Raw genomic sequence first — 23,788 nt, forward strand, 5'->3', positions numbered from 1 at the left:
CGCATCGTTGGCAAAAATCGTCATCTCGGCATTCGCTGGCGAAAAGCCGCTGATCCTGCCCCGCTTACTGCCAGAGACGGCGGCAACCGAGGCGGTCGGCGTTCGCCTTGATGATGGCGGCCTCACCCCAATCAATGGCTCACTCAAGACCGGCAGCATGATTGGCGGCGATGACAGGACGATCTACCGCCATCAAAACAACTGGCTTTCTTGGCCGGGGATTGTGGACGCGACACCAGGGCCAGTTGCACAAGACCGCCTGTACTTCACCGGCGACGGCGTCCCGAAGATGCGGGTCGGCGGAACCGTCTATCCGTTAAAAGTTCCTCGACCCACCGCCGGTGCTGTTGCGGCAGTAACTGGAAGCGGCACCGGAGACGTTCAAAGCCGAACTTACGTTTATACCTACGTCACAAGCTTTGGCGAAGAGACGGCACCGTCACCGGGCAGTCCCATCATCGACTGGAAGCCTGGACAAACCGTCACTTTGAATGGGATCGAGGCTCCTCCGGCTGGCCGGTCCATAACCCTACAACGCATCTACCGCTCCCAGACAGGCTCGAGCGGAACGTATTTGTACCTAATCGCAGAACGGGCAGCCAGCGCTGCGAACTTCGTTGACAACATCGCTGTTGATGCTTTCCAGGAGGCTTTGCCTTCTGCTGGCTGGGACGAACCACCGGACGCTCTGACCGGGATCACGTCGATGCCGAACGGCATGATGGCTGCTTTTGTGGGCAGAGACGTCTACTTCTGTGAGCCATGGCGCCCACATACATGGCCCGAGAAGTATGTCATGAGCTGCGACAGCGATATCGTTGGCTTGGCTTCTATCGGCTCAGTACTTCTGGTGATGACAAAAGCCAACCCATACATGATGACGGGCTCTCACCCCGATTCGATGCAGAGCGTGAAGCTCGAAGCAAACTTCCCATGCATCAATCCGCGCGGGATCGTGGATCTTGGTTTTGCTATTTGCTATCCGAGTAATGATGGGCTGATTTCGGTCAAGGCGTCGGGTGAAGTCAGTCTGGTGACAGAACAGTTATTTCGACGCGACGAGTGGCAGGCGTTGTCCCCCCAGACGGCGGTCGGTGCTCAACATGGGAACATCTACCTGTTGTTCTATGATGTGACGCTTAATGACGAGCGCGCTACGGGCGCCCTATTCATAAACGTAAATGCCGCGCCTTTCCTTGCTCGATCCAGCGAGACGGCCGATGCGGTTTTCTTTGATGTCGAATCTTCGGGCCTTTTCTTCAAACGAACTGGCGACGCAAACGTTTACAGGTTCGATGACCCAGCGGGCTATCCAGAGAGCTACTCGTGGCGATCAAAGGAATATTGGTTACCAAGGCCTGGTACATTTGGTGCACTTCTGGTGGATCAAGGTTCGATAGGCGATACGACAGCCGCTGCACGCGTTGCAGAGGAGAGAGCCCGAATTACGGCTGTCAACGAAGCGACGTTCGCGTCTGGCTTGCTCAACTCCGCAATCAACGAGCATGTCGTCGGGTCGATGATACTCAACGGCGATGCAATGTTGCCCCTGCCCTCGCCACTCGCTGCCAACATCAGTATTTTTGCGGACGGAAAGCTTGTCGGTACCGCGAACAAGTTGGGCGCTGTGTGTCGCCTCCCTGCGAAGAATGCTCGATGCTGGGAGATCGCGGTGCAGTCCAACCTGCCAATCGGTAGCATCTCCCTCGCTACATCCGTCAACGAGCTCCGGGGATAAAGATGGCATCGCAGCAGCAGATCATCGAAAAGGTGGAAATCCTCGACGGCTCCCGTGCCGGCGCAAGAGACAAGGCAGCGGTGCGGATCGAGGACGTCCAAGAGCTGCTGCAACTCGCCCAGGTAAAAACCAAGACACTGACCGCCGCACCCACCATGAATGACTTCAACTCCCTGCTCAGAGACCTCAACGAGATATCAAATCGGCTCAACTCTGTGGCAATGTCGATTCAGCGTAAGATCATTCGATGATGAAAGAGGTCATCTACGGCCCGACCGACGAACTGGTGGCACTGGCGGCGCGACGTGGCAAACTGAGCTTCCGCGACGATGCAAAAGCGATCGCTATCCAATCCGCGAACGGCATCGACGGCGTTGTAATTTTCGACGCCTTCACCACGCGCGGGTGTTGGGTTTCCGTCGTATCAAATGGCAGCCGCAGATGGATCACTCGCGAGCTGATTATCAAGGTGTTCTGCTACCCGTTTCTCCAGCTAAACTATCCCCGGCTCAATTCTTTTGTGTCGGTGAACAACGCCGATGCCATTCGGTTCAATGAGCATTTCGGGTTTCAGCGCGAAGGCGTGATGCGAAAAGCTGGCGACGAGGGCGAGGACTTGATTGTTTACGGCATGCTTCGCGAAGAATGCCGCTGGCTGCCTGAACGCTTCGCTGGAAAAATCGGACGCGCGGCGCTATAACAGACCGAACGCGCATGAGTGCTGACCTCTCAAACTATAGGCAGCACCATGGGCAAAGGCAGCAGTTCTGCCCCTGATCCAGATCCACTGATCGGACAGGCGGCACTCAAGCAAGCAGAAACCGGCGAAAAGTGGCTTTCCTTCGCCACCGATGCTTTTGCCATCTCTCAGGATCGGCAAAAAGAACTAGACGCTCTGACGACGAAAGTCACAGAGCAGCAGCTGGGCCTTGCGACTGATCAGGCTGGCTGGGCCAAGAAGGATCGCGAGCGTTACGAGAGCGTCTATAAGCCGGTTGAAGACGACTTCATCAAAGAAGCGACCAACTATGCGACCGACGCGCGCCAATCGGAAGCCGCTGCGGAAGCGCGGGCCGACGTGCAGTCCGCAGCAGCCACGAACCGTGCCGCTACCGAGCGGGCGAACGCGTCAATGGGCGTCACACCCGGTAGTGGCAGGTTCACCGGCGTCCAAGCAGCGGGCGACCTCGGCGTGACACTGGCGGAAGCTGGCGCATCGAACACGGCCCGGCAAGGCATCAGGGATAAAGGCCTCGCGCTTAAAGCCGACGTCGTGAACCTCGGGAAGGGCTTGCCAGCACAGGCCGCCGCAGGTGCTGGTGGCAGCGTCGCCGCCAGTGGCACGGCGCTATCAGGAAATCAGGCAACGAATGGGCAGTCCCTCGCAGCCAGCACCATTATGAACTCTGGGTATGGGGGCGCGATGCAGGGCTATGCCGGGCAGGCAAATACGCTCAACCAGCAATATGGCTTGCAGCTCGACGGCTGGAAGGCACAGCAACAGGCCAACGCTCAGGGCGCGGCCGGGATTGGAAGTTTCCTCGGTGGTATCGGCGGTTTGATTTTCTCCGATGAGGAGTTGAAGGAAAACAAGGAAGAAATTCCGGACGGTGAAGCGTTGGAAGCGCTGAAGGCCATGCCCATTGAGGAATGGGATTATAAGGAAGGCGTGGCAGATGGTGGCCGCCACGTCGGTACCTACGCGCAGGATTTCCAGCGAGAGACGGGGCGTGGAGACGGTCACACCATCCCGGTTCAGGATGCCCTGGGCATCACGATGAAGGCTGTTCAGGACATGGACAAGAAGCTCGACGCCACCATCGAGGCAATTGGATTGGGCGGGGTAAGTGCTGGAAGGCGCAAGCCGTCGGTCCCACAGGTTCCACAACAGGAGAACGCAGCATGAGTTTGGCAATTGGCCTTGGTGGCTTCATGGACGGCTTCACGGGCGGCATGCGAGCTCGCGATGCGATGGATGATCGCAAGCGCTCGAAGGTTATTCAAGAGCGACAGGATGTCGAATACAATCGGTCACTCGATCAGCGGAACGCCGTCGATCAGATCAACAAAGACGCTCGCTCTACGTTCGACGCTCAGGTGACGGCCGGAACGCAGAAGCCGGACAACTTCGACCAGTTTTGGAATTCTTATGCCGTCCCGAAGCTCAAAAATACCTACCTCGTGAATGGCGACATGGACAACGCCAAGCGCGTTCAGGACTGGGGCGACAGCGAGGATGCGAAGAACGGTGCCAAGCTGTTCTCTGGCGCGCTGGTTAAGGCACAGACTGGCGACAGCGCTGGCGCTCTTGCCGATGTCATTCAGGCAGGCAAGATCAAAGGCTATATCAACAACGGCTATGAGGTTCTTGGTCAGGAGCCAATTCTAACGCCTGATGGTAAGTCGCGTGGCTTCCGCATTTCGCTGAAGATGCCCGATGGTAAAGAGGTGCAGCAGGACATTCAAACCGCTGACTTGCCGAAGCTGATTGCCACGTTCGGAAATCCTGAAGCCGCGTGGAATAGCCAGATTGCGTCTCGGGCCGCCGCTGAAAAGGAAGCTGGAGAGCTCAAGCAGTACGAAGAGAAGAAGAAGATCGATAAGCAGTATGGCGTTGGTGACACGAAGCAACGCGGCGATGCAATCACATCATTGAGAAAGCGGCTCGATGGTGGACTGGCTGGCGACGAAAAGAAGTTCGACGATCTCTCTGCCGAGGAGAAAGAGAGGCTCATCGGCGACGAGCTCGAGCTGATACGCGGCCAGCCCGGAGTTGCCGGACAAGCAGCCCCATCGCGGCCCGAAAAGAAAGTGCTGGTCGATACAGTTACCGGCAAACAGGTTCAGTCGTCGTCGCCAAGCCCGGCCCCCTCGCCGCCCGAGCGAAGACAAAAGGATGATAATGCCAGAGCACCGACGCCAAGGGAGGCTCCCATGCCAGGCGTACCTGCTCGTGCGCAAGCTGGCGTCCGCTCGCGGATAGAGGATCTGAAAAGGAGATCCACAGCGGAGGCCCCCGGCGTTGCCGCCCCCTCACAGGAACAGGCTGTTAGCAAAGCAAATGCCGCCCTTGAGGGTGGGGCATCGGCAGAAGAAGTTGCGACAGGATTGCACGAGGCGGGTGTGCCTGAGTGGCAATGGCCCAGGGTAGTGCAAGAGGCGCTACGAGCACGGCAGCAGTCTTACGGACTGAACCCATAAAAAAAGGCCCGCGTGATGCGGGCCTTTCGCTTTTAGTTCAAGCCACAGAGCTATCGATAGATGGGCTCCGCCATCTTCTCTCGGAGCTGCGTTCCGAGCGCCTTATTCCCAATCAGCACACCATCTTCGCGCTTTGCCGCGTTCTTAGTCCGCGTCTGGATAGAGCGTTTGAGCGTCTCGGACTTGATTGGGAACGCCGCATGGATGCGGACAGAGTTGAACTTCTTGATACCGTCCAAAGCTTCCGCAGCCGTGTCTTTGTCGCCTGCCATCGTTGCCATCGCCCATTTGTTGATGAGCCGCTGGCGCTTCCGCTTCACAGTGGTTTCGGCGTTCTTCAGCGCGGTGTTCCGTTCCCATGTCTCTGACACTTTCGCCGGCGTGAAGCCGAGAGCCTGAGCGGCAATGTCCGTCGCGTCGATCTGGTCTTTCGCCAGTATCTGGTCTTTGCCGATGGTGGTGAGACCATCCTGCGAATACCGATATGCCTTCATCAGATCGCGTACGGCTTTAGGCGCCATCATCTCAATACCGCGGGCCACGTCGCCATCATCGGTTATGACGCGGAAGCCGGTATAGAGTTGCTCGCCGAGGCTGACTGTCGCGCCAAGGCTTTGTGCCAGCCAATATTGGTATTCATCCTTGCCCTGCAATTCGCGTGTCGGGGACCGGAACCAAAGGTCCGGCATGCCGATGCGCGCCGAAAGGTCGATTCCGAGATAGTGACCAGGTGCGCCGTTGAGCAAGATGCCGCCCAACTGGGGACCGAGGATATCAACGACATCAGCCTTGAACTGATCTTCGAACGCCATCGGATCGTCATCGTCACCAAAGATCATTCCGGCCATCATCATCGCGAGGCTGAAGCCCATGGTGCCGGTTACACCCGCCATTGCGGTCATCATGCCCAATACGCCTGCAAGCTGGTATCGGGCTTCCTTGCGGGCCTGCGCCGTCTCTCCCTTTGTCGACTGATGAATGTCACGAATGACGCGATAGAGCATGTTGATGTTATGCTGGCGGAAAACGAGCGCCACCTTGGCAAAATCGTTCTGCAGCACAGCAGGCCTAGAGCTGTTGGAATAATCGAAGTGGGTTTTCCACGTCAGATCGTGAGCCGTGTCGATGGCGTCAGAGGTGCTCTGCCCACTGTCACGCGCCATGCGGTAGGCGGCCAGCGCGGTAACCTCACGGTTCCAGACCTCGGCACGGTGGAAAGCCCAAGAGATTTTCTCCATGACCTTGGCCCGGAGCGGCGTGTATTCGACGCCTGTCTCGCCTACGCCTGCCAGATCGTGGCTCTGGGTGCGGTCGATCAATCCGGATTCGTAGAAGGCGTCCATTGCCTTCTTTTCGTCGCCGGTTAGCCGATCACTGACAACCGTGCCTTTGCCCGCCAGCGAATCCGCCGAGGCTTTTCCCAGCGCGGAAGCTGCTTTTCCAAACCCACCGAACTTCGCGCTGAGAACCGGCAGGCCGAGCATGACAGTTTGTGTCATGTTGACCAGCGCGGCACCGGGAGATGCAGCCAGGTACCAGACGAACGCGGTGCTGGTCATGGTCTGAGCCACTTTACTGCCGGTTGGGTTCATCACCCAGTTATGGCGGTTAGACAGTTCGTTGGCGAGCGTCATAGCCCGCGTCTGATCGTCCGCTTCCTTTGCCTGATCGGCGGTCTTGTTGACGAGCTCCTGAAGCTCGAGGCCATATTTCAACCGTGCCATCTGGTGAGCGGCATGGAACATATGAGACGAGAAGACGCGCAGTGCATCCTTACTGTAGCCAGCCGTGCCCTTACGGTGGATGAAGCGCTTCCGGGCGGAAAGGTCTGGCATCGATTCGAGATAGCGTTGCCATATCTGGTCCATCACGTCACCGCCGACGTTGGAGCCGCCGAGTATCTCTTCAATCTCGGCAACGATGCGTGGGTCCATGGCTTTGCGCATGTCGCCGCCAGCTTCCATGACGCCTACCTCAACCTTGCCGGCTGGATAGTCTTGGCGCATCTCACGGGCCATACGGTCACGTTCGGCAGCGGTCTCATGTTTGGAGAAACTGAGAACCGCACCATCGATGTCTCTGACGGTCACGAAGTACCGACCGAAACGCCCCAGCGGGAAATAAGGAGCTTCAACGCGGCTGTTTTCAAAGGCGATGCGCATCTTCGTCAAACGCGCTTTGGCGGCCCAACGAGACTTCGTCGTTTCTGCCTTGTATGCACTCGTAGCATCTTCTTCGGCGTTCTTCTTATCGAGGCCCGAAAGCCTTGCGTCTTTGATCTTCTGCATCGTCCGCTTGTAACGATCCTCGGCGTTGCGCTGCGCGATCTCCTGCGCTTTGCGCACATTGTCCAGGAGGATTTCATCAAGCTCGTCGGCCTGTTTGCCATAAGCGACACTGACGTCGTTGAAGAGCTCCCGTCCCTTGGGCGGCATAGCCAGGTATCGTTTCCGCAGGGCGTCGTAGCCAGGCTTAGCTTTTGTCTCCTCATCGGTCTTGGACGGATCTACACCGGCCAAGGTGGCGTCGTGCATCAGATCCGCAAGCGCCTGCGCCTTTGCCTTGTCCTTACCGGCGAAGCCTAGGCGGGTGTATTTCAGCCAATCCTGCGCAACAGCATCGGCCTCGGCATGCTTGGTGCCCCTGAAAGCGTCCATCAACCGCTTGACGCGCAGATAGTCGCCGACGGCGGTCATGTTGGACCGCGCCAGTTCGCTGAAATAGTTGAGCGGGATGGTTTTGAGGAGAGCGGGCTGGATGTCGGTGAGCTTGCCGCGCAAGTCCTCGACGATGCGATCCTTGGTTACTCGCTTGCCGTTGGAGCTTCGCTTTTCTGCTCCGCGCTCTTTTCCCTGATAATCTGGCGAGCTTGTTTCAGATAGGCCTGTCGTTCCGGATCTCGCGCTGACCACTGGCTGACCGAGGCTTGCCAATCCTTCCACTTCTGCAACGTGTCGAACGTCGCGGGCGGGTCGTCGTGAAACCCTCTGATTGTCGCCTGCTGTGCCATCGCTGATAAGTCCCTTGAGCGCGACCGCCAATTTATCGAGCTTAGCGTCCAAGCCCTCGATGGCGGAAACATCATAGTTTGTATTTGAGGAAATGTCGATAAGTCCTGCCTTCTGGGCAATTATCGACGGTGCATAGAGGTAGGCAGAGTTACCTTCGGCGATGTCCAGCGTGCCGCGTTCGACGAGTGGCCGCAGGAAGGCATCAACGGCTTCGTGTGCATCGGTCATGTCGCGACGCCACTCGGCGACGAGTGCATCAGGGCTGCTCGCTGATGACACAGCCCTCTCGGCGTCGGGAGTGAGCGATCCACGCATTTCCGCTCCGTTGGCCCCAAAAGCCCAGACAGAATGCAGACCAGGCATCGCCAGCATTGCGATGTCTGTGACGCTGAGTGGGCCGTTGCTGGGATGGTTATGGAGTACGACGACGCGGCGATCCGGGTTCATAAATGCCCCGAGCAGCTTGTTATTGATGCCGGTCGCAGCCTTTTTCTTGGCCGTGCCGAACTCAATGACAGAGCCGTCATCATCAACGGCCATCAGGTACTCATGCCCGTTCTTGCCGAAACGCAAGACGGTGTCCTTCGCCCATTTGAATATCGCTTTGCCTGCCGGGGCCTTCGGAATGCCGACGGTTTGAAGATCGTTTGCAGTTCCTACGACGACAGGATCAGGGCGTTTGTTCTCTGTGGGGGCGTCGAACTCGTCGGCGTTGGCGACCGCGGCCACTGGCGTAGCGCTTTTGGGCTTCGGTTTCAGCGAGTCGAGCAAGCGATTGTGACGCGCGGACGTGTCGGCCAGTTCCTGCGCACCGGCCCACTCCCCGATCTGACGTTCCAGCGCCGGGGTTTGGCTTTTGATTTCCGCTGCGCGGCTTTGGTCAAACTCCGGCTGATTGGCAATGCGCTTCACGGTGTTTGCGATGCGTGTAGCCAGACCCGCCGCGTCAACGTCGGACGCATCATCGACAGGAATGGAATATTCCTTCTTGCCCCTAATGGTGACGTGGAACGCTCTGCCGTAGCCCATCGGATCGATACCGATCTTGAAGCCAGCATATTCGCCGAGATCGCGCACCCCTTCCTTGTCGATCAGTTCCTTGCGCATCGCTGCGACAATGGCGGCACCGAACTCTTTGCGCTTGTCGAATGTTTCGCCACCGATGGTACCGGCGAACTCTGCCGGTGCGGCGGCGGCCATAGCGGCATCCGATTGCACCAGAGGAAGTGCCTTTTCGATAGCGGCGGCTTCTTCGGTCAGAGACTTGATTTTGGCCTTGATGCGATGCTGCTCGCGATCATGTTCGACGGACTGACCCTCGAGCTGGCGCAGCTTACGACGAGTGTCCATCTCCTCGAGAATGAGAGGATTGCCAGATGCAGCAGCCTTCATCTCGGCTGCATTTGCCGCCTCGCCTGCGATATCCTCGATCTCGCGGGTTTTCATGTCACCCTTGCGGACCTGCTGAATGAAACGGGCCTTGGCTTCGATGGTCTGCCACTGACGAGCATCCAGCGTGTTTTTCGTGGCGTACCGTAGGATTTCGATCTCAAAGCCGTCTGGATCTTCACCATACAGCTCATTGCCCTGCCTGATGCCGCGCCCGTCGCGCTGCTCGAGGTCAGACGGACGCCATGGGGCGTCGAGGTGATGAAGCGCTACCAGACGATTTTGGACGTTGGTACCGGCGCCCATTTTCGCTGTGGAGCCGAACAGCAAGCGGATGCGGCCGGAACGGACCTTGCCGAACAGTTCTTCCTTTTGCGCCTCGGTATTGGCGTCGTGGATGAACGCGATTTCGCTCTCGGGGATGCCTCGATCAATGAGCTTCTGCTTCAGGTCATCATAGACCGAGAACGTGCTTTCGAGCGCGAGCAGATCGTCGGGGGAAACCTTGTCCAGCGCCTCGATAGCAGCCTCGTCACCATTGTCGGCACGTTCCATCAGATCGCGGAAGCGGGCCGCCTCTGCTGCCTGGGCTTTCTTGGGCGTGGACAGATCGATGAACACGAGCTGGGTGCCGCGCTGGTCAGACCATGCGTCATAGATCCGCTTCATCTCGTTTGCGGCGCGGTGAACCTTAGACTTGCGATAGTCGCCGTAGGAAGGATCGATCAGGCGCATGTCGAGCGCCGCCTTGCGGGCGTCGGACATGACCTTCAGCATGTTGTCCTGACCCTTTTCGGCCTTCTTCGGCAGGTTCTCGGCGCGCCAGACCAGAGATCCGCGTGGAAACTCTAGGTTTCCGTTATCGTCGGACTTGCCCTCGCCGATGAATGAGGCCTGATCGGGGGAGCGCTCGACCACGACGTTTGTCGGCTTGCCACCCTTCACCTTCGGCAGCGGAAATTTCTTACCCTGAGCTGCCAGCTGGGCAATGATGTCATCATTGGTAATGACGTCGGCGAAGCTGCGGTACCGCTGCATCAGTTCAGGGACGTTGACGAACTTGGCGAACCGGCTATTCAGCTTGTACTGGCCCGATGGTGACAGTTCCCAGTCCGTGACGACTTCGCCAAAGACGCGGGCCCACGCGTCGAAGTGAGCGACGCCCATCGCGCGCAGCGCTTTCTCGTCGAGGTAACGCTGGACGGTAAACATTTCGGCCATGGTATTCGACAGAGGCGTACCCGAGAGGAATACCAGGTTGTTGTTGCCCGTCTTTTCCAGGACGAAACGGGACTTCATATAGAGGTCCGCCGCCTTCTGGCTTCCGGCCATATTGCCGAGACCGGCCACCCGCTGCATCGATGTGGAATAAGCGAGGTTCTTGAACTCGTGGGCTTCGTCGACATACAAGGCATCCACGCCCAACTCGTCGAACGTCAGCCCGTCATCTTTCCGCCCGGAATCGAGCAAGCGCTCCATCTTCGTTTTCAGACCATCGCGCCATTTTGTCAGCTGCGCGACGTTGCGGCTCTTCTGGCCTGTCTCACGTCGCACTTCCGCCATAGAGGCTTCCAGATCGTCCATTTGCTGCTGGATGAACTGTGCTTCGTAGTTTGGATCGATACCGATCCTGCCGAACGACGAATGGGCAACGATGACGGCGTCCCAGTCGCCGGTAGCGATGCGAGCGAAAAGACGCTTACGGCGATCCTTCTCGAAATCCTGCTTCGTGGCGGCCAGAACCTTGGCGCCGGGATAGAGACGGACGAAGTCGGCGGCCCACTGGCCCACCAGGTGGTTAGGCACGACGAGCATCGGCTTGCGCGCCTGCCCGGTGCGTCTCTTCTCCATAATGGATGCTATGGCAGCAAATGTCTTACCCGCGCCCACGGTATGGTCCGCGAGGGCGGTACCGCTCTGCAGGGTGCGCCAGATGAAATTCTTCTGGCTTGGCCGCAGGTCGATGATGTCATCACTGACCTTGCCCGGCAGCGTGAGGTGAGACCCGTCAAACTGCTGCATGACATCAGTGTTGAACGTGTCGTTGTAAAGCCGTGACAACTGGTCGCGGCGGGCGTCGTCTTGCCAAAGCCACTTGCGCCATTCGGCCTTGACCCGTTCAGCTTTTTCATTTGCTGCATCGGTGGCGGCCTGATTGACAACAGACTTACCGTCGCTGGTCCGATCATGAATCGTGATGGACTGGCCGTTCATCACGGCACTGAGCACGGTACCGACGGCGGCACGATCAGTTCCCCACTGGGTTTGCGCCGCTGGCGTCACTTGCGGTACCGTCAGATCCCACTTTGCGTTGGCCGCGGAATAGAAGGCTCGCGGGGCGATGGATGCCTGAGTGATATGAGAGACGAAGTCCTCGACGTGTTTTGCAGGCAGCCATGGCGCACCGGGCTTCACATCGATGTCGATCGCTTCAATATCTGCTGGGATGACGTCGCGCAGCGCATTTACGTTACGACGGAACTCCGGATCTTGCGCCGATGCTCGTTCGGCTTCTGCCAGCTTCTGCTTCACATTACCGGAGAGATACTGATCAGCAGTTTCATACGAGCCCGTGGGCGTCCGATAGACCAATGGGCCGAGCTCATCGACAATGGCTTCCGTCGATTTTCCGTAGAGCCGCGACATGGCTTCGAGGTTGATGCGTCCGTAGTCGTTCAGGACGGTTGCAAGAGCGTCTTTCGCCGTCGCAGCACTGGTTGGACGCTGGTATGGCTGCTGGGTGCGACGGGTGAAGATAGCGGCTTTCTCTGCCGTGGCTGGGCGGGCCTTTTCTCCCGTTTTCTTCGCTACAGCGGCGCTCAGGCCCTTGTCGAATTTCTGCTCGAGCGCACTGATCTGGGGCCATGTCGGATCGTCACGAAACAGGCGCTTGTTTGCATCTGAATTGATAGGACCGTGTTTGTTTACAGAGGCATCGTAGAAAGTGTTCAACCGCCTTCGCAGGTTCTCGACTTGCTCAGGCTTGGCCGTATCGCTGATCTGGGCACGTCGCAGGCGCGCAAAGGCATCTCTGACCCGGACCATGCCGGAAACACGTTCTTTCGCAGTGTCGTTGGGGAACGTGACCGCTTTTGAACGCGCCTCTCCGATGTGATCCTGCTCCCTGACATGGATCGTGCCGTCGGGTGCGGCGAACATGGTGCCGACTTGGACATCATTGACCGTTTCAGGGACGGTGACAGTTTCTGTCACCCTCGCAGCGACGGGTTCTCCCATGATGTTCTGCGGCAGCGTCTCGATTGCCTTGGCGAGCTCTGCCGGCGTGTCCTGCCCACCACGGGCCACCAATGCCGGTTCGTCCGGGCCGTACATCGTGCCGTATGCGCCGAAGTCGCCGAGCATCATTTCTGGGTTCTTGGCGAAATAGGCGTTCAGCGGAACAACGTTGCCATCCTTGCCGCGATAATCCTTCACCTCGAGCCATTCGCTCGACTTGGGCGCTTGGCCAGCTTCCCTGCGCTGCAACAGCACGATGTCTGTTGTGACCTCGGTACCGGCGTTCTTGAGGAAGGCGTTGTTCGGAAGTCTGATCGCTCCGATGAAATCAGCCTTGGCGTGAATAAGGTTTCGCGCCGCCGCGGACTGTCCGTCGAGGAATCGGTTTGTAACCACCATTGCCAGCACGCCACCGGGGCGCAGCGTCTCGATGGCCTTGGCGAAGAAGAAGTTATGGATCGACAGCTTGTTGAGGTGGCTGCGCTCCTTATCGTAGAGCCGTTCAGATCCGAAAGGCGGGTTGCCTATCGCCAGATCGAAATAGTCGTTCGGCAGAGACAGCTTCTCGAAGCCCATCGGCGCTTGAATGTTGGCGTTGGGATAGAGGTTCTTGGCAATCAGGCCAGTGATGCGGTCGAGCTCGACACCAGACACCCGCGACGCGCTGCGCAGTTCACCAGGCATCAAGCCAAGGAAGTTGCCCGCACCGACGGACGGCTCGAGGATCTGGCCGCCTTGGAAGCCGAGACGCTGCGCAATGATCCATGCTGCATTGACGATATTGGGCGCGGTATAGTGAGCATTCCGTGTCGAGGATTCGGCGGCGCTGTATTCCTCTTTCGTCAGCAGGTCTTTCAGTTGGTCTGCTTCGCGCTCCCAGCCCTTTGCAACGCTCCCATCTTCACGCGGGAACGCGGTACGGAGGCCGCCCCAGCCCACCCACTTCGCAAGCACGGACTGTTCGTCGCGTGTTGCCGGGCGCCGCTCTTCCTCGAGCTTCTTGACCAGCTCTATCGCGGCAATGTTGCTCTTGAATTTCGCCTTCTGACCGCCTTCGCCGAGTGCGTCCTCATCAGTGATGACGTAATCGGTCTGTCGCTGCTGCGCTGGTGTGGCGGCAGATTGGACATCCTTGAGGGCGGATGCTATATTCTCCACACGCGGCGAGGATGGCGCAGTTTCCCGGCCTCCCCACAAGTCACTGAGACGGCGTGAACTTTTCTCAGTGCGCCGCTTTCCCGTCTCATATGCCGTCAACAACCAAGTTTTTGCTGCACCATCGAAATCAAGCCTGACACCAGCGTTTCCGCTCTCGTCCGCGAGCTGAATTCGGCGTGAAGTCGAGCGGCTTTCAACGACCTTGAGACGGTCGAGAAAACCTTGCAGATCACTCAAAACTTCTGGATGCCACGCGATGAGCTTCGCAAGACCCGAGCCATTGTTCTGGTCAGTGCCCTCGGTGCCCCACACGAGATCAATAGGGCCAACATCCGGGTGCGACAGAGCGCCTATGGCGTCTCCGGTCTGGCGGCGTTCAAGCTCAAGCGCAGCCTCGCGCCACTTTCCTTCGTAACCGCGTAGAATGGGGCCGAACGAACCCTCTTCTACTCGATCTCGACTGTTCTCTGTCCGGCTCGAGCGGCCTTCATCAGATCTTGCGACGTCTGGTCGCTCTGAGGCTGCTCGGTTCCCTCTGGCGGGAGCAACAGATAGTTCTCCCTGACCATCTGCCACGCTTCGTCCGGCTTGTACCCGCCCTCCTCGAGCTGGTTCGCTTCCAGATATGTCTGCTCCGCCGCGCTCTTCAGCGCCTCGTCCAGCGTCCCGTCGGCTTTCAGTTCCTTGTACCGGTTCGGCAGGAACTCTTTCCAGTGCTGACGCCCCAGCTCGATCCAGTTGTTCAGGTTCATTCGGGGCTCCGTTGAGCGCGTTGACGTCTGTGGCTTCCACATCAGCCGCGCTCGACATGCCGTCGAACGCCGATGCGCGAGGGTCGTATTTGACCCCCATATACCATGACTTGAGGTAAGGGCGCGAACCTTCGCCAAGGTCCGCCAGCATAGCCGAAGCATATGCGGCAAAGGTTCGCGCTCCCTTTTCAATGTGATAGCCTGCAAGTGTGAGCCCGGCCTGTAGCAGCTCCGGGTCTATGCCGCTATTGAGCGTATTGCCCGAGAATTTCTTACGAAGCAACTCGCGGGCTTTCGCCGCGGCGTCCTCGGTGAAGATCTTGTTCTGTGAAACCTTGGGTGTCGGCTTAGGTGCCGTTGCGGCCTTTGGTTCTTGTGAGACGTCAATAATCGACGGATCGAGCACTTCCACGACGTCATATTCGCCGTTTCCGCTCTTGTACATTACGATCTCATAGCCTTGGCGGAGCGCTTCGTTTCTGATCGCACCTTCGGCATCGGCGCCGGGCTCCAAATCCTTGAACGCCTCGTCTCTGAGGGCGTACCATTCTGGGGTGCTTTCGCGGATCTGGCCGCGGTTGATGGCTTTTGCGTCTGCCGGTATGGTGACGGCTACAGCCTCCCCCTTATTGGCATTTCCAAAGTAAGATGCGGTTTCACGATCACTCGTGAACATGATGCCCGTCTGGCCGGGTCTGAAAGCGAAACTGCCATTGCGAAGCGCGTCGATTTCTTCCTTGCTCGCTCCTCGATACAGTTTGCGACGTTGGCCGCTGCGCGCTGGCTTCGCCTTGGCAGGCCGTTCTATATCGGCAGAACGTCCCTTTTCGCGCGCCTCGTGTTCTCGCTTCATATCCTCGAGCGAAACCACGAACTCGCTACGGATGGCGTCGGCCAGTTCCTTGCCCTTCAGGACAACGCGCTCGTTTCCGTTATCCTTCTCGAGCGTGATCGCAACTGTCGGGCCTTTGCGGGTTTCGATCATGTAACGGCGACCGCCTGCACCGCCCTCGCCCCATCGTGCCTCGATGAGCTCAAGCAGTTCCTTGTTGGTCGCGCCCGCCTTGACTGCATCCGATATCGGCGTGTCACCGCCGTTGGTGCTGGCAATGCGGCTCAGAGCGTCTGAGATGACCTCTGCATCACTGCCCCAAATTTCATCCCAAGGGTGTTTACCCCAATCAGGCGTGTTCGGGTTGGTTCGCTCTTTCGCCGCCTGGGCCTTTGTCCGTTCCTGCACCTCAAACCGCTTGCCGCGCTGAACAACATCGTGGGTCTGCCCCATCTTGTTGCGAACAACGTAAGCGTCTGCCTTTTCCTGCGACGAGAACCATTTCGGCGCGAATGGCTCGGAGGTCTTGCCGGATTTGAGCCAGTTCTTGAACTCGCCCATCGTCGTCTGGCTGATATCGCCGAGGCCTTTCCAGCCTGCGGTATAATTTTCCAGATAGGCTGCCTTGGCCTCTGCTTCGTTGTCGAAGCCAGCCATGACTTTGTGCTCATCGAATCGCCCGCGGGCGGGGTCGCGCTGGTCCACCACAAACACCGGTGCCGCGTCGTCGAGCGTTTCGGTACCGGGGCGCACGAAAATATCGATGTGGTCTTTGTCTTTGCCGACGGTGCCGAGGATATAGCCGTAATGGCTCTTCATCTTGACGGACCATTCCTTACCCGACTGAGACTTTCCCTTGCGCTCTGACCCCGCGGGGTTCTCGACCGAGATATCCAAGCCGCCCAGCTTCAACCGGCCAACCTTATAGTTTCCCGCTTCCTTCTGTGCCTGTGACGGTTCTGGCAAATCGTTCGTAGGTGACGTTGCAGCCTCATTGGCCGCGCGATCGCTGTTCCCGTCATATTCGACTATCGCATTACCAGCATGCATCCTGCTGTACGCCGTATAGCCAGGCACGTCTTCTACCTGGTCCCATAGTTCGAGCGGGTAGCGGCCCACTGCTGGGGTGTCGTGTATCGTGATGCCGCGGCTCTCTGGCGATGCGCCCCAACCGTTCTCTTTGCCGTTCCACGTTACGAGGGTCGCTTTCCCATCACGAATAGCGACGCGTGCGCCTTTCTTCGGATCGGTGAGAGTTAGGCCCGCTGCGCTCAAAGCCCCAGCGTTGGTGTCAACATAAACAGTGCGCGCTGTGCGAGCCTTTTTGCCGCTATCACCTTCATGCCCCGGCTGGTCTCGTAGTGCCTTTGTACGTGTCGTCGTTCCGTCGGGATGGATATCGTATGAACTGCCTTTGGCTGTCTTGAACCGGCCCGCTAGCGTCTCGACGGTCTCATTCGCAGCACTTTGCGCGTCACGGACGTCGACGAGCTTCTTTTTCAGCGCGGGCGTGAGCACCTTCCACATGGACTTCTCGGAGCGCTGAATGCCTGCCTGCTGCAAGATGCCCTTTCGGGCCTGATCCGTTAGATCCACATCCCACCAGGTGGCATCGGCATCAGAGGACTGGATGGGCAACTCGGCAGCATCTTTCGCTTTCGCGGACTGCCGCTGCTTCAAGATCCGTTCGTTGACCGAATGCAGCTTCACTGGCAGCGTGGATTTGCTTTCACGCGCTGCGCGCTCTGCGCGGTACCGGTAATCGTCAGCCATTGAGGCGAGATCTTCGACCTTGATGCGGAAAGCATCGGCCAAACGTTTGCGCTCGGTCGGGAGCACGCTGCCCATATCAACCTGAGACGTGCCACCAAGCCGTTTGGCGATGGCCTGTTCTCGCGCTAGGTCATACAGGGCCGCATGGTTCTCGTCGGGCAACAGCACCGTGCTCTTGCCGATCTTACGGCTATTCGGACCGGCGTCGCCGATCTCTCGCTCTATGGGCGGATTGCGCTCGAGCTCCTGCGCCTCGATTTGAGCTGGCGTAAGGCTGCTGACGTTCATTGCCGTGGTGGGCACTTGGAACGGCTTGCCGGAATCGTCGATCACAATGGCTTCGTCGCCGTCGTTCTCATAACGCTCGATGCGGGCTGCGAACCTGCCAGCTTCCGGCGTATCTACAATGACGCGCTGGCCCGGCTGTGGCCTGATCGGGCGCAGTTCTGTCGCTGGCTTGTCTTCAGAGCGTGGCGGGACTTCCGATTTCACCTGAGCAGACATCGGCGCCAGCGGTTCCATGGCAGGATCGCCGGAAAGCTCCGGCATGGCGTCGATGGATTTCTCGGGGTAGCGATAGTCACCGATAGGCGGAGCGATCTCAGTGATGTTGGCAAGCGGCACCTGGTACACTTCGCCGCTGCCGCTATCGACGACAACAGCCTCGTCGCCCTCGTAGCTCTCCACGGTGCCCATGAACGGCTCAACACCTTCAGCATCGACGCGAACGGTGGCCGTGGGCCGTGGGCGGCCATCCTGCGGTACCTGCGCTGGCTGTGCTGCGGCTCTCGCGGCGTTACGTTGCTCTGCATGATCAGCTGCGCGACGAAGCGGGCCGCGATTGTCTGGTTCAGGGGCAACAGGTGTTGCTGTACCGGCAGAGTGGCTAGGTCTGGCCGCGCCGCCTGCAGCACCCATGCCGCCGCCCATCGCGCCACCAGTTGCCACGCCAGACGCAACAGCTTCGCCAAGGCCTTCTGTAATCTCCTGATCTGGATTGACGCGCTGAATGGCCGCGTTCTCGGCTATCGTCTGACCGGCGCTTTGCGGCGCTTCCTCGAAGATACCTTCGCCGACCATGCCTTTGGCAGCGCCAACGCCGATACGACGGGCAATGCCGCCCTCGACGCCTTCAGCGATGATCTTCGCAAGAGCACGGTCACCCATGCCGCCGAATGAACCGGTGACGACGCCAGCGGTGAGAAGTGCCTGTGTCTGGGCGTCTTCGCTGATCGAATCGATGGCTTGCTGTTCAGACATGCCTGTGTCGATGAGCTGCTTCACCGCGTCGGATGCAAGAAGCTGCTCGCGTGGCAACTCGCTGATCCGCTGCTTGACGGACTGAGCCGCGTCAGCACCCCCGAGTAGACCCTCGGTAATGCCGCCTGCAATCGTGGCTGTTCGTGCAGCGGTCGCTGCTGCTGCCTGTGTGGTTGCGCCAGAGGCGACGGATGAAAGAAATGCGCCCCGCGCCAGAATGCCGGAGGGCAGCATGCTTGCTACGGTCGCGGGACCACTTTCAGCAATGGCACCGAGATAACTGCGCGGATCTGTCCAGGCTGGGCCCAGCGTTTTGTTTTCATCGTCCCACCACTTCTTATCGCGGGCCGCCTCGCCTTCAGGCGTAAGCGTCGCCGATTGCTTCTCGATGCCCTCGGCGCGCTTTTCTGCGATCGTCTTTCCGCCACCCAACCAGCGATCAATGCTGTCGAGGGTAGAATTGATCGTTTCTCCACCGGGGAGCTTGTTGATCAGGAGCGTGTTGAGGTTCGTCATGGACTGGCTTGTGTTGGCCGCGCCAGTTCCCCAGCGACGCATCAAGTCACCGAACGTGCTTCCAGAGCGGTTTTCTTCGTCCCACTTCTTCTGCCAGTCCGCCGCCTCTGTTTCACTGACAGCGGCTAGGCGACCGTTGCTCTTGGCGAGGGCCTGATCAACGGTGGCATTGTTCGCGTTGACGTCAGCCGTCAGCCGTTCATTTTCGAGACGCTTGGCTTCCTCGGCATCAGACGCGGCCTTCGCCTGCGCCAAAGCCTTCGCCTCGGCTTCCATCGGGTTTACTGAACCAGCGTAGAGCCCCAAGCCATCGCTAGGCGCGTAATTCTCATCAACGACAATGCCTTTGCCCGCAGCCACGGTGGGCGCGACGGAGTTCTCGCCGGGATTGGCGGCGACGTCCTGAAACCATGCCGGTGCGTTTGGCAGATTGCGGTTCGATTTGTCGAACATGAACCAAGGCGTACCCTTGCCAGTCTGGTCTTTCAGATCGACGTGGAGCATGTCGGGGCTGTTTTTATACGTGATGAAGCGGCGCGCGCCACGGGAATACAGTTCCCGAACCAGTTGCGCCCGCTCTGGCTCGCTCATGCCCTTCATCGAGATATCGGATGCGGTGCCGTCAGCGTGCTCGCCCGGTCCACCGGGCTTCGCTGCTTCCACTTTGTGCGTCGGAGCGCGGTAGCCGGAGTTGATGGTGAAATCTTTGCCCATCGCCTTAGAGGTGTCGGTAAGGATTGCCTCAAACTGCGGCGCGATCTTCTCTTGGCCTGCATGCACGAAGTTGAGCTTGCCGCCGCCGCTGTTATGTTTTTCCTCGGGCTCGCGAACAAGTCTTGCCAGCCCCTTCGCCTCAGGGTTCGGCGCGCTGGACTTCTCTTCACCCTTCAGCAGGTCGCGGAACTGCCCCTTGGGACCATATAGGCCGAGCGGGTCTTGCTCCGGCACGAAGGCCGATGCCTGTACCTGTACCTGCGCCTGCGGCTCGCCCTTTGAATTGTAATACTGGTGGCGTCCGATCTTGGCCGTAGCTGGCATTTTGCCCGCCCAGTCCGGATTGACGCTGTCGGCGTGGTAGTGATCCGCACCCTTGCCGTCTGGTCCAACCGTCGGGTCTGGGATCTCGCCATTAAACACGCCGTCGATGATCCGCTCGGCATTGGCGCGCGCATTTGGATCGTTGAAGGACTTTGCAACTTCGGCACCTGGTGCTTCGTAGCCAGTGAATTGCTTGGGCTGGCGAACGACCTCGGCGGGGGAAAGACCGCGAATGCCCGAGCGGTTCTTGATGACAGCGGCGACACCGGCCATGCCTTCATCACCCTCGCCTGCAGCTTCCGCCAGAACGGTGTTCACGAGGTCGGTTCTGTCCCGCTCGTCCATGTTGGCGAGGAACGATGGCTTGGTTTCGACGGGCTTTGGAGCGTTGAGACTCTCGTTTGTCGGGGAAAGACCGGGGGCGTTGCCGCCGTACAGGTTGAGTGGGTCGTTCCACTCGGCATCTGTGCCGAGTCCGATCACGATTGGCATGCGTGGGCTCCTATCAAATGGAACCTGCACTCATGCGCGGGCGAGACATTTCGGTTATAGTTTGCGGCAGCAGGAATTGGAAGCTGTCGGAGAGCTACGATGTTCGAAATCGACTGGAAGAAGGCACCCAAGAATGCCCGCTGGTGGGCAGTGGATCAAAACGGCCAAGCACACTGGTTTTGTGCGCCTGACGTGAAAGCGTTTACTACCTTTTGGTTCAGTGAGCCTATCCCAGCACCCGCTTTTGGGTATACTGATGACTGGCGAAACAGTTTGAGAGAGAAACCGATAGATGAAGCAAAGAACATTATTTGAATTACGCCCGCTCGACAAAATGCAACGTGCTATTCAGTTGGCGGCGTTTCACTACATCGCGTGCTTGAAGGCGACCCCTAGCAACGCAGACCATCAAGTTACTATCAGGGGGCTGAATTTCAATTTCGAAAACATCAGAACTGCCGACTCAAACGAACTGCATGGTGAGTTTCAGAGTTGGGCGGCCTCGACTGTGTTGAGAGATGTGATCGAGAACTTTTCAGTGTTCCTAATGGGCGTTTACCGAGATGCGATAGCGAACGCCCCCGAACGTTCATTTTCTGTGACGCAAAGCCAGTTCGAAAGAAAGGGTATCGAGGATCAATTAGCCATCCTCGATGACGAGTTTTCGGTTGCTCCCGAATGGAAGGTTAGACTGGTTGGGTACAACCGCGCGCGAAACTGCATGGCGCATAGATTAGGAGTGGTGGATCCAAGGGATGCTACGGATGGATCAGAGCTTGTTATACGATGGTTGGTCGTAAACGCGTCGTTGGCGGAAACTGTGGAGAGTGACGTCCTCGATATCGAGGGGCCCATGGGAGGTCTTATTCGTGCGCAGCGCATTCATGGTGCCGGATCCGCAGCTATTGCTTTTGAAGATCGGGAAAAACGAGTTGCGGTCGGAAAGATGCTGCAGTTTTTCCCTGACGAAGTCTTAGAGATATGCCAAGTTTTTCAACTTGCCGCTGCTGCTTTCAGCGGTATTGGACGGCGCGAGAGCTAATCATCATAGCGACAACACCCTACCAGCCCAAATACCGTTGGCAAAGAACACAGATCGACGCGAACGATCCGCCGACAGACTTCGATTGGAGCGGGTATGATGGCAATGAATGCGTAGGCAGGATCAGGAAAGAGATGCACGGCCCGACGAAGGGCAATTGGCAATGGGCTGGGAGATATTCGAGCCTCTACAAAGGCAGCCCGCCGACCCCGAACACGGGTTGGGTCGCAAACGCCCGGATCGCAACACAGATGTGCGAGGAATACTGGGAGCATGCCAGACTCGTCATGAACCGCAGGAGGTGATAGCCACTTTACTCCTGAAATTGGAGTGATTGAATGAGCCCAAGTGACCTACCACCCGACTATCTGAGCCATTATACAAAGCTTGATGTCTTAGAGAGTATCCTTGACAATGGTCTCCGCGCCTCGAACGTACTGTATCTCAACGATGGGTCAGAATTAAAATTCGCGATCGATATAGCGAGAAGCGTTTTAAGAGACTTAGTGCAAAATCGCCCATCCTCTCACTACATTTATGACAGCGACATTGAGGACGGTCTAGCAGACGACCGATTGCCTTCTATCTTCGCGACCTCGTTTTGCACAGACGATGATTTACTGAGCCAATGGCGGGCATACGGTGGCATTAGTCAAGGCATAAGCATTAGTCTTCATAGCCAGCCACTAGCAGATATCTTTAAGAAACTGTACGGTTCCCCAACGAGAATCTCATACAAGGAAAACGAAGCGAGAGCGAAACTTTACGGTCTCCTGAGCCTTTCTCTTATAGACTGGGACGAGGTTCTAGGAAGCCCAGGTTTGACGCCAGCCGAAATTGCCGCCGGGGTCATCTTAGAACAGGCCCCTCGATACAAACATCCCGGTTTTGCAGAAGAGAACGAATGGCGATTTTTTATCACTCGCCCATCTCAACAGATGAACGACGTGGAATTCTTCACCCGTGGCGGCTTGCTTGTCCCGTTCCTTCCCGTATGTGCAGACAAACTACCAATATCGCATATAACTATTGGACCTGGTCCGCAGCAGCGTTTGAATAAGCAAAGTGTCGAAAACTTACTTAGACGAAAAAACTATCTGAATGTCGAGGTTCGTGTATCGGAGGTGCCGTATCGGACTTGACGCCTCAACGATTTCATATTTATCGCGCGATTTAACTCAGATCATCTGCTGCTGACGCCGTGTAAGCCCGGTCTCATCGCGTTTGATGATCGTGATCGGGCCCATTTCAGTTTCGAAACCGAGGCGCACGCTGCGCCCCGATTTTTCTTCGATGTGGATCGTGCCCACACCCTCAATGTACACCGCATCCCCCAGCTTAACGGCAAGTCGCAACATCAAGGCTCCTATTCAGCCATATATCGTTCGCGCTTCTCGTCTGAGAGCTTCGCGAGTTCGGTTTCAAATTTCTCGGTATCTACGGAGGCCAGACGGTCCAACCACGCGAACTCGCCGCCGTCGTCGGCGTCACTCACATCAGCAGCGGGTACGCCACCGAGCGTTGGCGGAACCTGTCGTGAGCCTGCGGCCGCTGCCGGCGTCTTTGCTTCAGCCTTCGGTGCGGCTTTCTTCACGCCGTAGGCCTTCTCGACCTGTGACGTGATGTTCTCATGGGCCTTTTCGAGGATCGCTGGGTTCAGCGGGTTGGCCGACGCCTGCTGAAGTCTGCGCACCTCGGCATCCAGCATCGTGTGCAGGATTGTGCCTGGCTGATATTCGACATGCTTCTCGAAGAAAGCAGGGACGGTGACGTCCTTGTAGTGCTCGATGGCATTCGTCTTGCCGACATTGGCAGAAATGATCGTCGTTCTGATCTCGTCGATCTGGCTCTCGAGCGGCTTCAGCTTGGCGCGCATCTCGGCGCCGGTCATTTCACCGTCATCGAACTGGGCAGTGATCCGGTCGCGTTCCTCGTCGAGGGACTTCAGCTTCTCCGGTATCGATGGATCAAGCACCCACGAAGGGCGGCGCTCTTCCACCACGGCTGGCGGCGTTGCAGCCTGCCCACCTTTTGCATCGCCCTCGGCAGCCGCGGCTGCTGCCGCTGCCGCTGCGGCGGCGTCGTCTGGCTTTGCTACTTGGCGCTGGGTGCCATCGCCGTTGGCAAGCTCCAGATCCTCGTCAATGACGGCGTCCGGCTTTTTGTCCGCCTCGGATGCGGCAAGAGCAGCAGCGACCGCTTCAGCGGCATGGCCGTCTAGGCCTTCCTCGCCGCCCTCAGCCCCGTCTTCGAGGCCTTCATCCACCATATCTTCGTCTTCGAGGCCTGCGCGCTCTTCCTCGGTCAGCATGTCCAGTTCTGCTTCGGTGGGCTTTAAAGCCATAGTCG

General features: G+C 58.1%; 11 protein-coding genes. 8 read left to right on the forward strand and 3 right to left on the reverse strand.

What is annotated here, in order from left to right; all coding sequences use genetic code 11:
* Positions 1-7: 7 nt before the first annotated feature.
* Genes GGQ73_RS14655 through GGQ73_RS14675 form a run of 5 tightly spaced genes read left to right on the forward strand, consistent with a single transcriptional unit; the run spans position 8 to position 4,939 of the window.
* Positions 8-1,738, forward strand: a complete 1,731-nt coding sequence (locus GGQ73_RS14655) for a hypothetical protein (RefSeq protein WP_183896935.1) — start codon at positions 8-10, stop codon at positions 1,736-1,738.
* Between the two features lie 2 nt (positions 1,739-1,740).
* The gene (locus GGQ73_RS14660) at positions 1,741-1,989 is read left to right on the forward strand and encodes a hypothetical protein (protein ID WP_183896936.1); all 249 of its coding nucleotides are present in this window, start codon (positions 1,741-1,743) and stop codon (positions 1,987-1,989) included.
* Positions 1,986-2,438 carry a GNAT family N-acetyltransferase gene (locus tag GGQ73_RS14665; RefSeq protein ID WP_210290133.1) on the forward strand — a complete coding sequence of 151 codons (453 nt, stop codon included), beginning with the start codon at positions 1,986-1,988 and terminating at the stop codon, positions 2,436-2,438. Before GGQ73_RS14660 ends, GGQ73_RS14665 begins: the two co-directional genes overlap by 4 nt.
* 48 nt (positions 2,439-2,486) lie before the next feature.
* Positions 2,487-3,644 (forward strand): tail fiber domain-containing protein, encoded by a 1,158-nt coding sequence (locus GGQ73_RS14670; protein WP_183896937.1) that lies wholly within the window; start codon positions 2,487-2,489, stop codon positions 3,642-3,644.
* Complete coding sequence (locus tag GGQ73_RS14675) at positions 3,641-4,939, forward strand: hypothetical protein (protein ID WP_183896938.1); 1,299 nt, start codon at positions 3,641-3,643, stop codon at positions 4,937-4,939. Before GGQ73_RS14670 ends, GGQ73_RS14675 begins: the two co-directional genes overlap by 4 nt.
* Positions 4,940-4,989: 50 nt before the next feature.
* Here the strand turns inward: GGQ73_RS14675 and GGQ73_RS22800 are convergent, their stop codons facing one another.
* Positions 4,990-20,397 carry a PLxRFG domain-containing protein gene (locus tag GGQ73_RS22800; RefSeq protein WP_210290134.1) on the reverse strand — a complete coding sequence of 5,136 codons (15,408 nt, stop codon included), beginning with the start codon at positions 20,395-20,397 and terminating at the stop codon, positions 4,990-4,992.
* A 99-nt stretch (positions 20,398-20,496) separates the two neighbouring features.
* Between GGQ73_RS22800 and GGQ73_RS14700 the strand changes: the two genes are divergently transcribed.
* From GGQ73_RS14700 to GGQ73_RS14710, 3 genes are all read left to right on the forward strand, one after another.
* A complete protein-coding gene (locus tag GGQ73_RS14700; RefSeq protein WP_183896939.1) occupies positions 20,497-20,712 on the forward strand; it encodes a hypothetical protein in 216 nt (71 codons plus the stop codon).
* Complete coding sequence (locus GGQ73_RS14705; protein ID WP_183896940.1) at positions 20,690-21,439, forward strand: hypothetical protein; 750 nt, start codon at positions 20,690-20,692, stop codon at positions 21,437-21,439. The genes GGQ73_RS14700 and GGQ73_RS14705 overlap by 23 nt, the downstream gene beginning before the upstream one ends.
* A 338-nt stretch (positions 21,440-21,777) precedes the next feature.
* Complete coding sequence (locus GGQ73_RS14710; protein WP_183896941.1) at positions 21,778-22,581, forward strand: DUF2971 domain-containing protein; 804 nt, start codon at positions 21,778-21,780, stop codon at positions 22,579-22,581.
* A 36-nt stretch (positions 22,582-22,617) separates the two neighbouring features.
* On the opposite strand, the gene GGQ73_RS14715 is transcribed toward GGQ73_RS14710, so the two are convergent.
* Positions 22,618-22,797 (reverse strand): hypothetical protein, encoded by a 180-nt coding sequence (locus GGQ73_RS14715; protein WP_183896942.1) that lies wholly within the window; start codon positions 22,795-22,797, stop codon positions 22,618-22,620.
* Between the two features lie 8 nt (positions 22,798-22,805).
* Complete coding sequence (locus tag GGQ73_RS14720) at positions 22,806-23,783, reverse strand: hypothetical protein (RefSeq protein WP_183896943.1); 978 nt, start codon at positions 23,781-23,783, stop codon at positions 22,806-22,808.
* Positions 23,784-23,788 lie beyond the last annotated feature (5 nt).

The sequence above is a fragment of the Rhizobium skierniewicense genome, from assembly GCF_014196515.1.
GTDB classification, from domain to species: Bacteria; Pseudomonadota; Alphaproteobacteria; order Rhizobiales; family Rhizobiaceae; genus Agrobacterium; species Agrobacterium skierniewicense.

What these genes read in the sequence shown, in the direction of transcription:
- GGQ73_RS14715 (WP_183896942.1), bottom strand. Translation starts at nt 22,797, where the DNA reads ATGTTGCGACTTGCCGTTAAGCTGGGGGATGCGGTGTACATTGAGGGT.
- GGQ73_RS14705 (WP_183896940.1), top strand. Translation starts at nt 20,690, where the DNA reads ATGAAGCAAAGAACATTATTTGAATTACGCCCGCTCGACAAAATGCAA.
- GGQ73_RS14720 (WP_183896943.1), bottom strand. Translation starts at nt 23,783, where the DNA reads ATGGCTTTAAAGCCCACCGAAGCAGAACTGGACATGCTGACCGAGGAA.
- GGQ73_RS14665 (WP_210290133.1), top strand. Translation starts at nt 1,986, where the DNA reads ATGATGAAAGAGGTCATCTACGGCCCGACCGACGAACTGGTGGCACTG.
- GGQ73_RS14675 (WP_183896938.1), top strand. Translation starts at nt 3,641, where the DNA reads ATGAGTTTGGCAATTGGCCTTGGTGGCTTCATGGACGGCTTCACGGGC.
- GGQ73_RS14700 (WP_183896939.1), top strand. Translation starts at nt 20,497, where the DNA reads ATGTTCGAAATCGACTGGAAGAAGGCACCCAAGAATGCCCGCTGGTGG.
- GGQ73_RS14710 (WP_183896941.1), top strand. Translation starts at nt 21,778, where the DNA reads ATGAGCCCAAGTGACCTACCACCCGACTATCTGAGCCATTATACAAAG.
- GGQ73_RS14670 (WP_183896937.1), top strand. Translation starts at nt 2,487, where the DNA reads ATGGGCAAAGGCAGCAGTTCTGCCCCTGATCCAGATCCACTGATCGGA.
- GGQ73_RS14660 (WP_183896936.1), top strand. Translation starts at nt 1,741, where the DNA reads ATGGCATCGCAGCAGCAGATCATCGAAAAGGTGGAAATCCTCGACGGC.
- GGQ73_RS22800 (WP_210290134.1), bottom strand. Translation starts at nt 20,397, where the DNA reads ATGCCAATCGTGATCGGACTCGGCACAGATGCCGAGTGGAACGACCCA.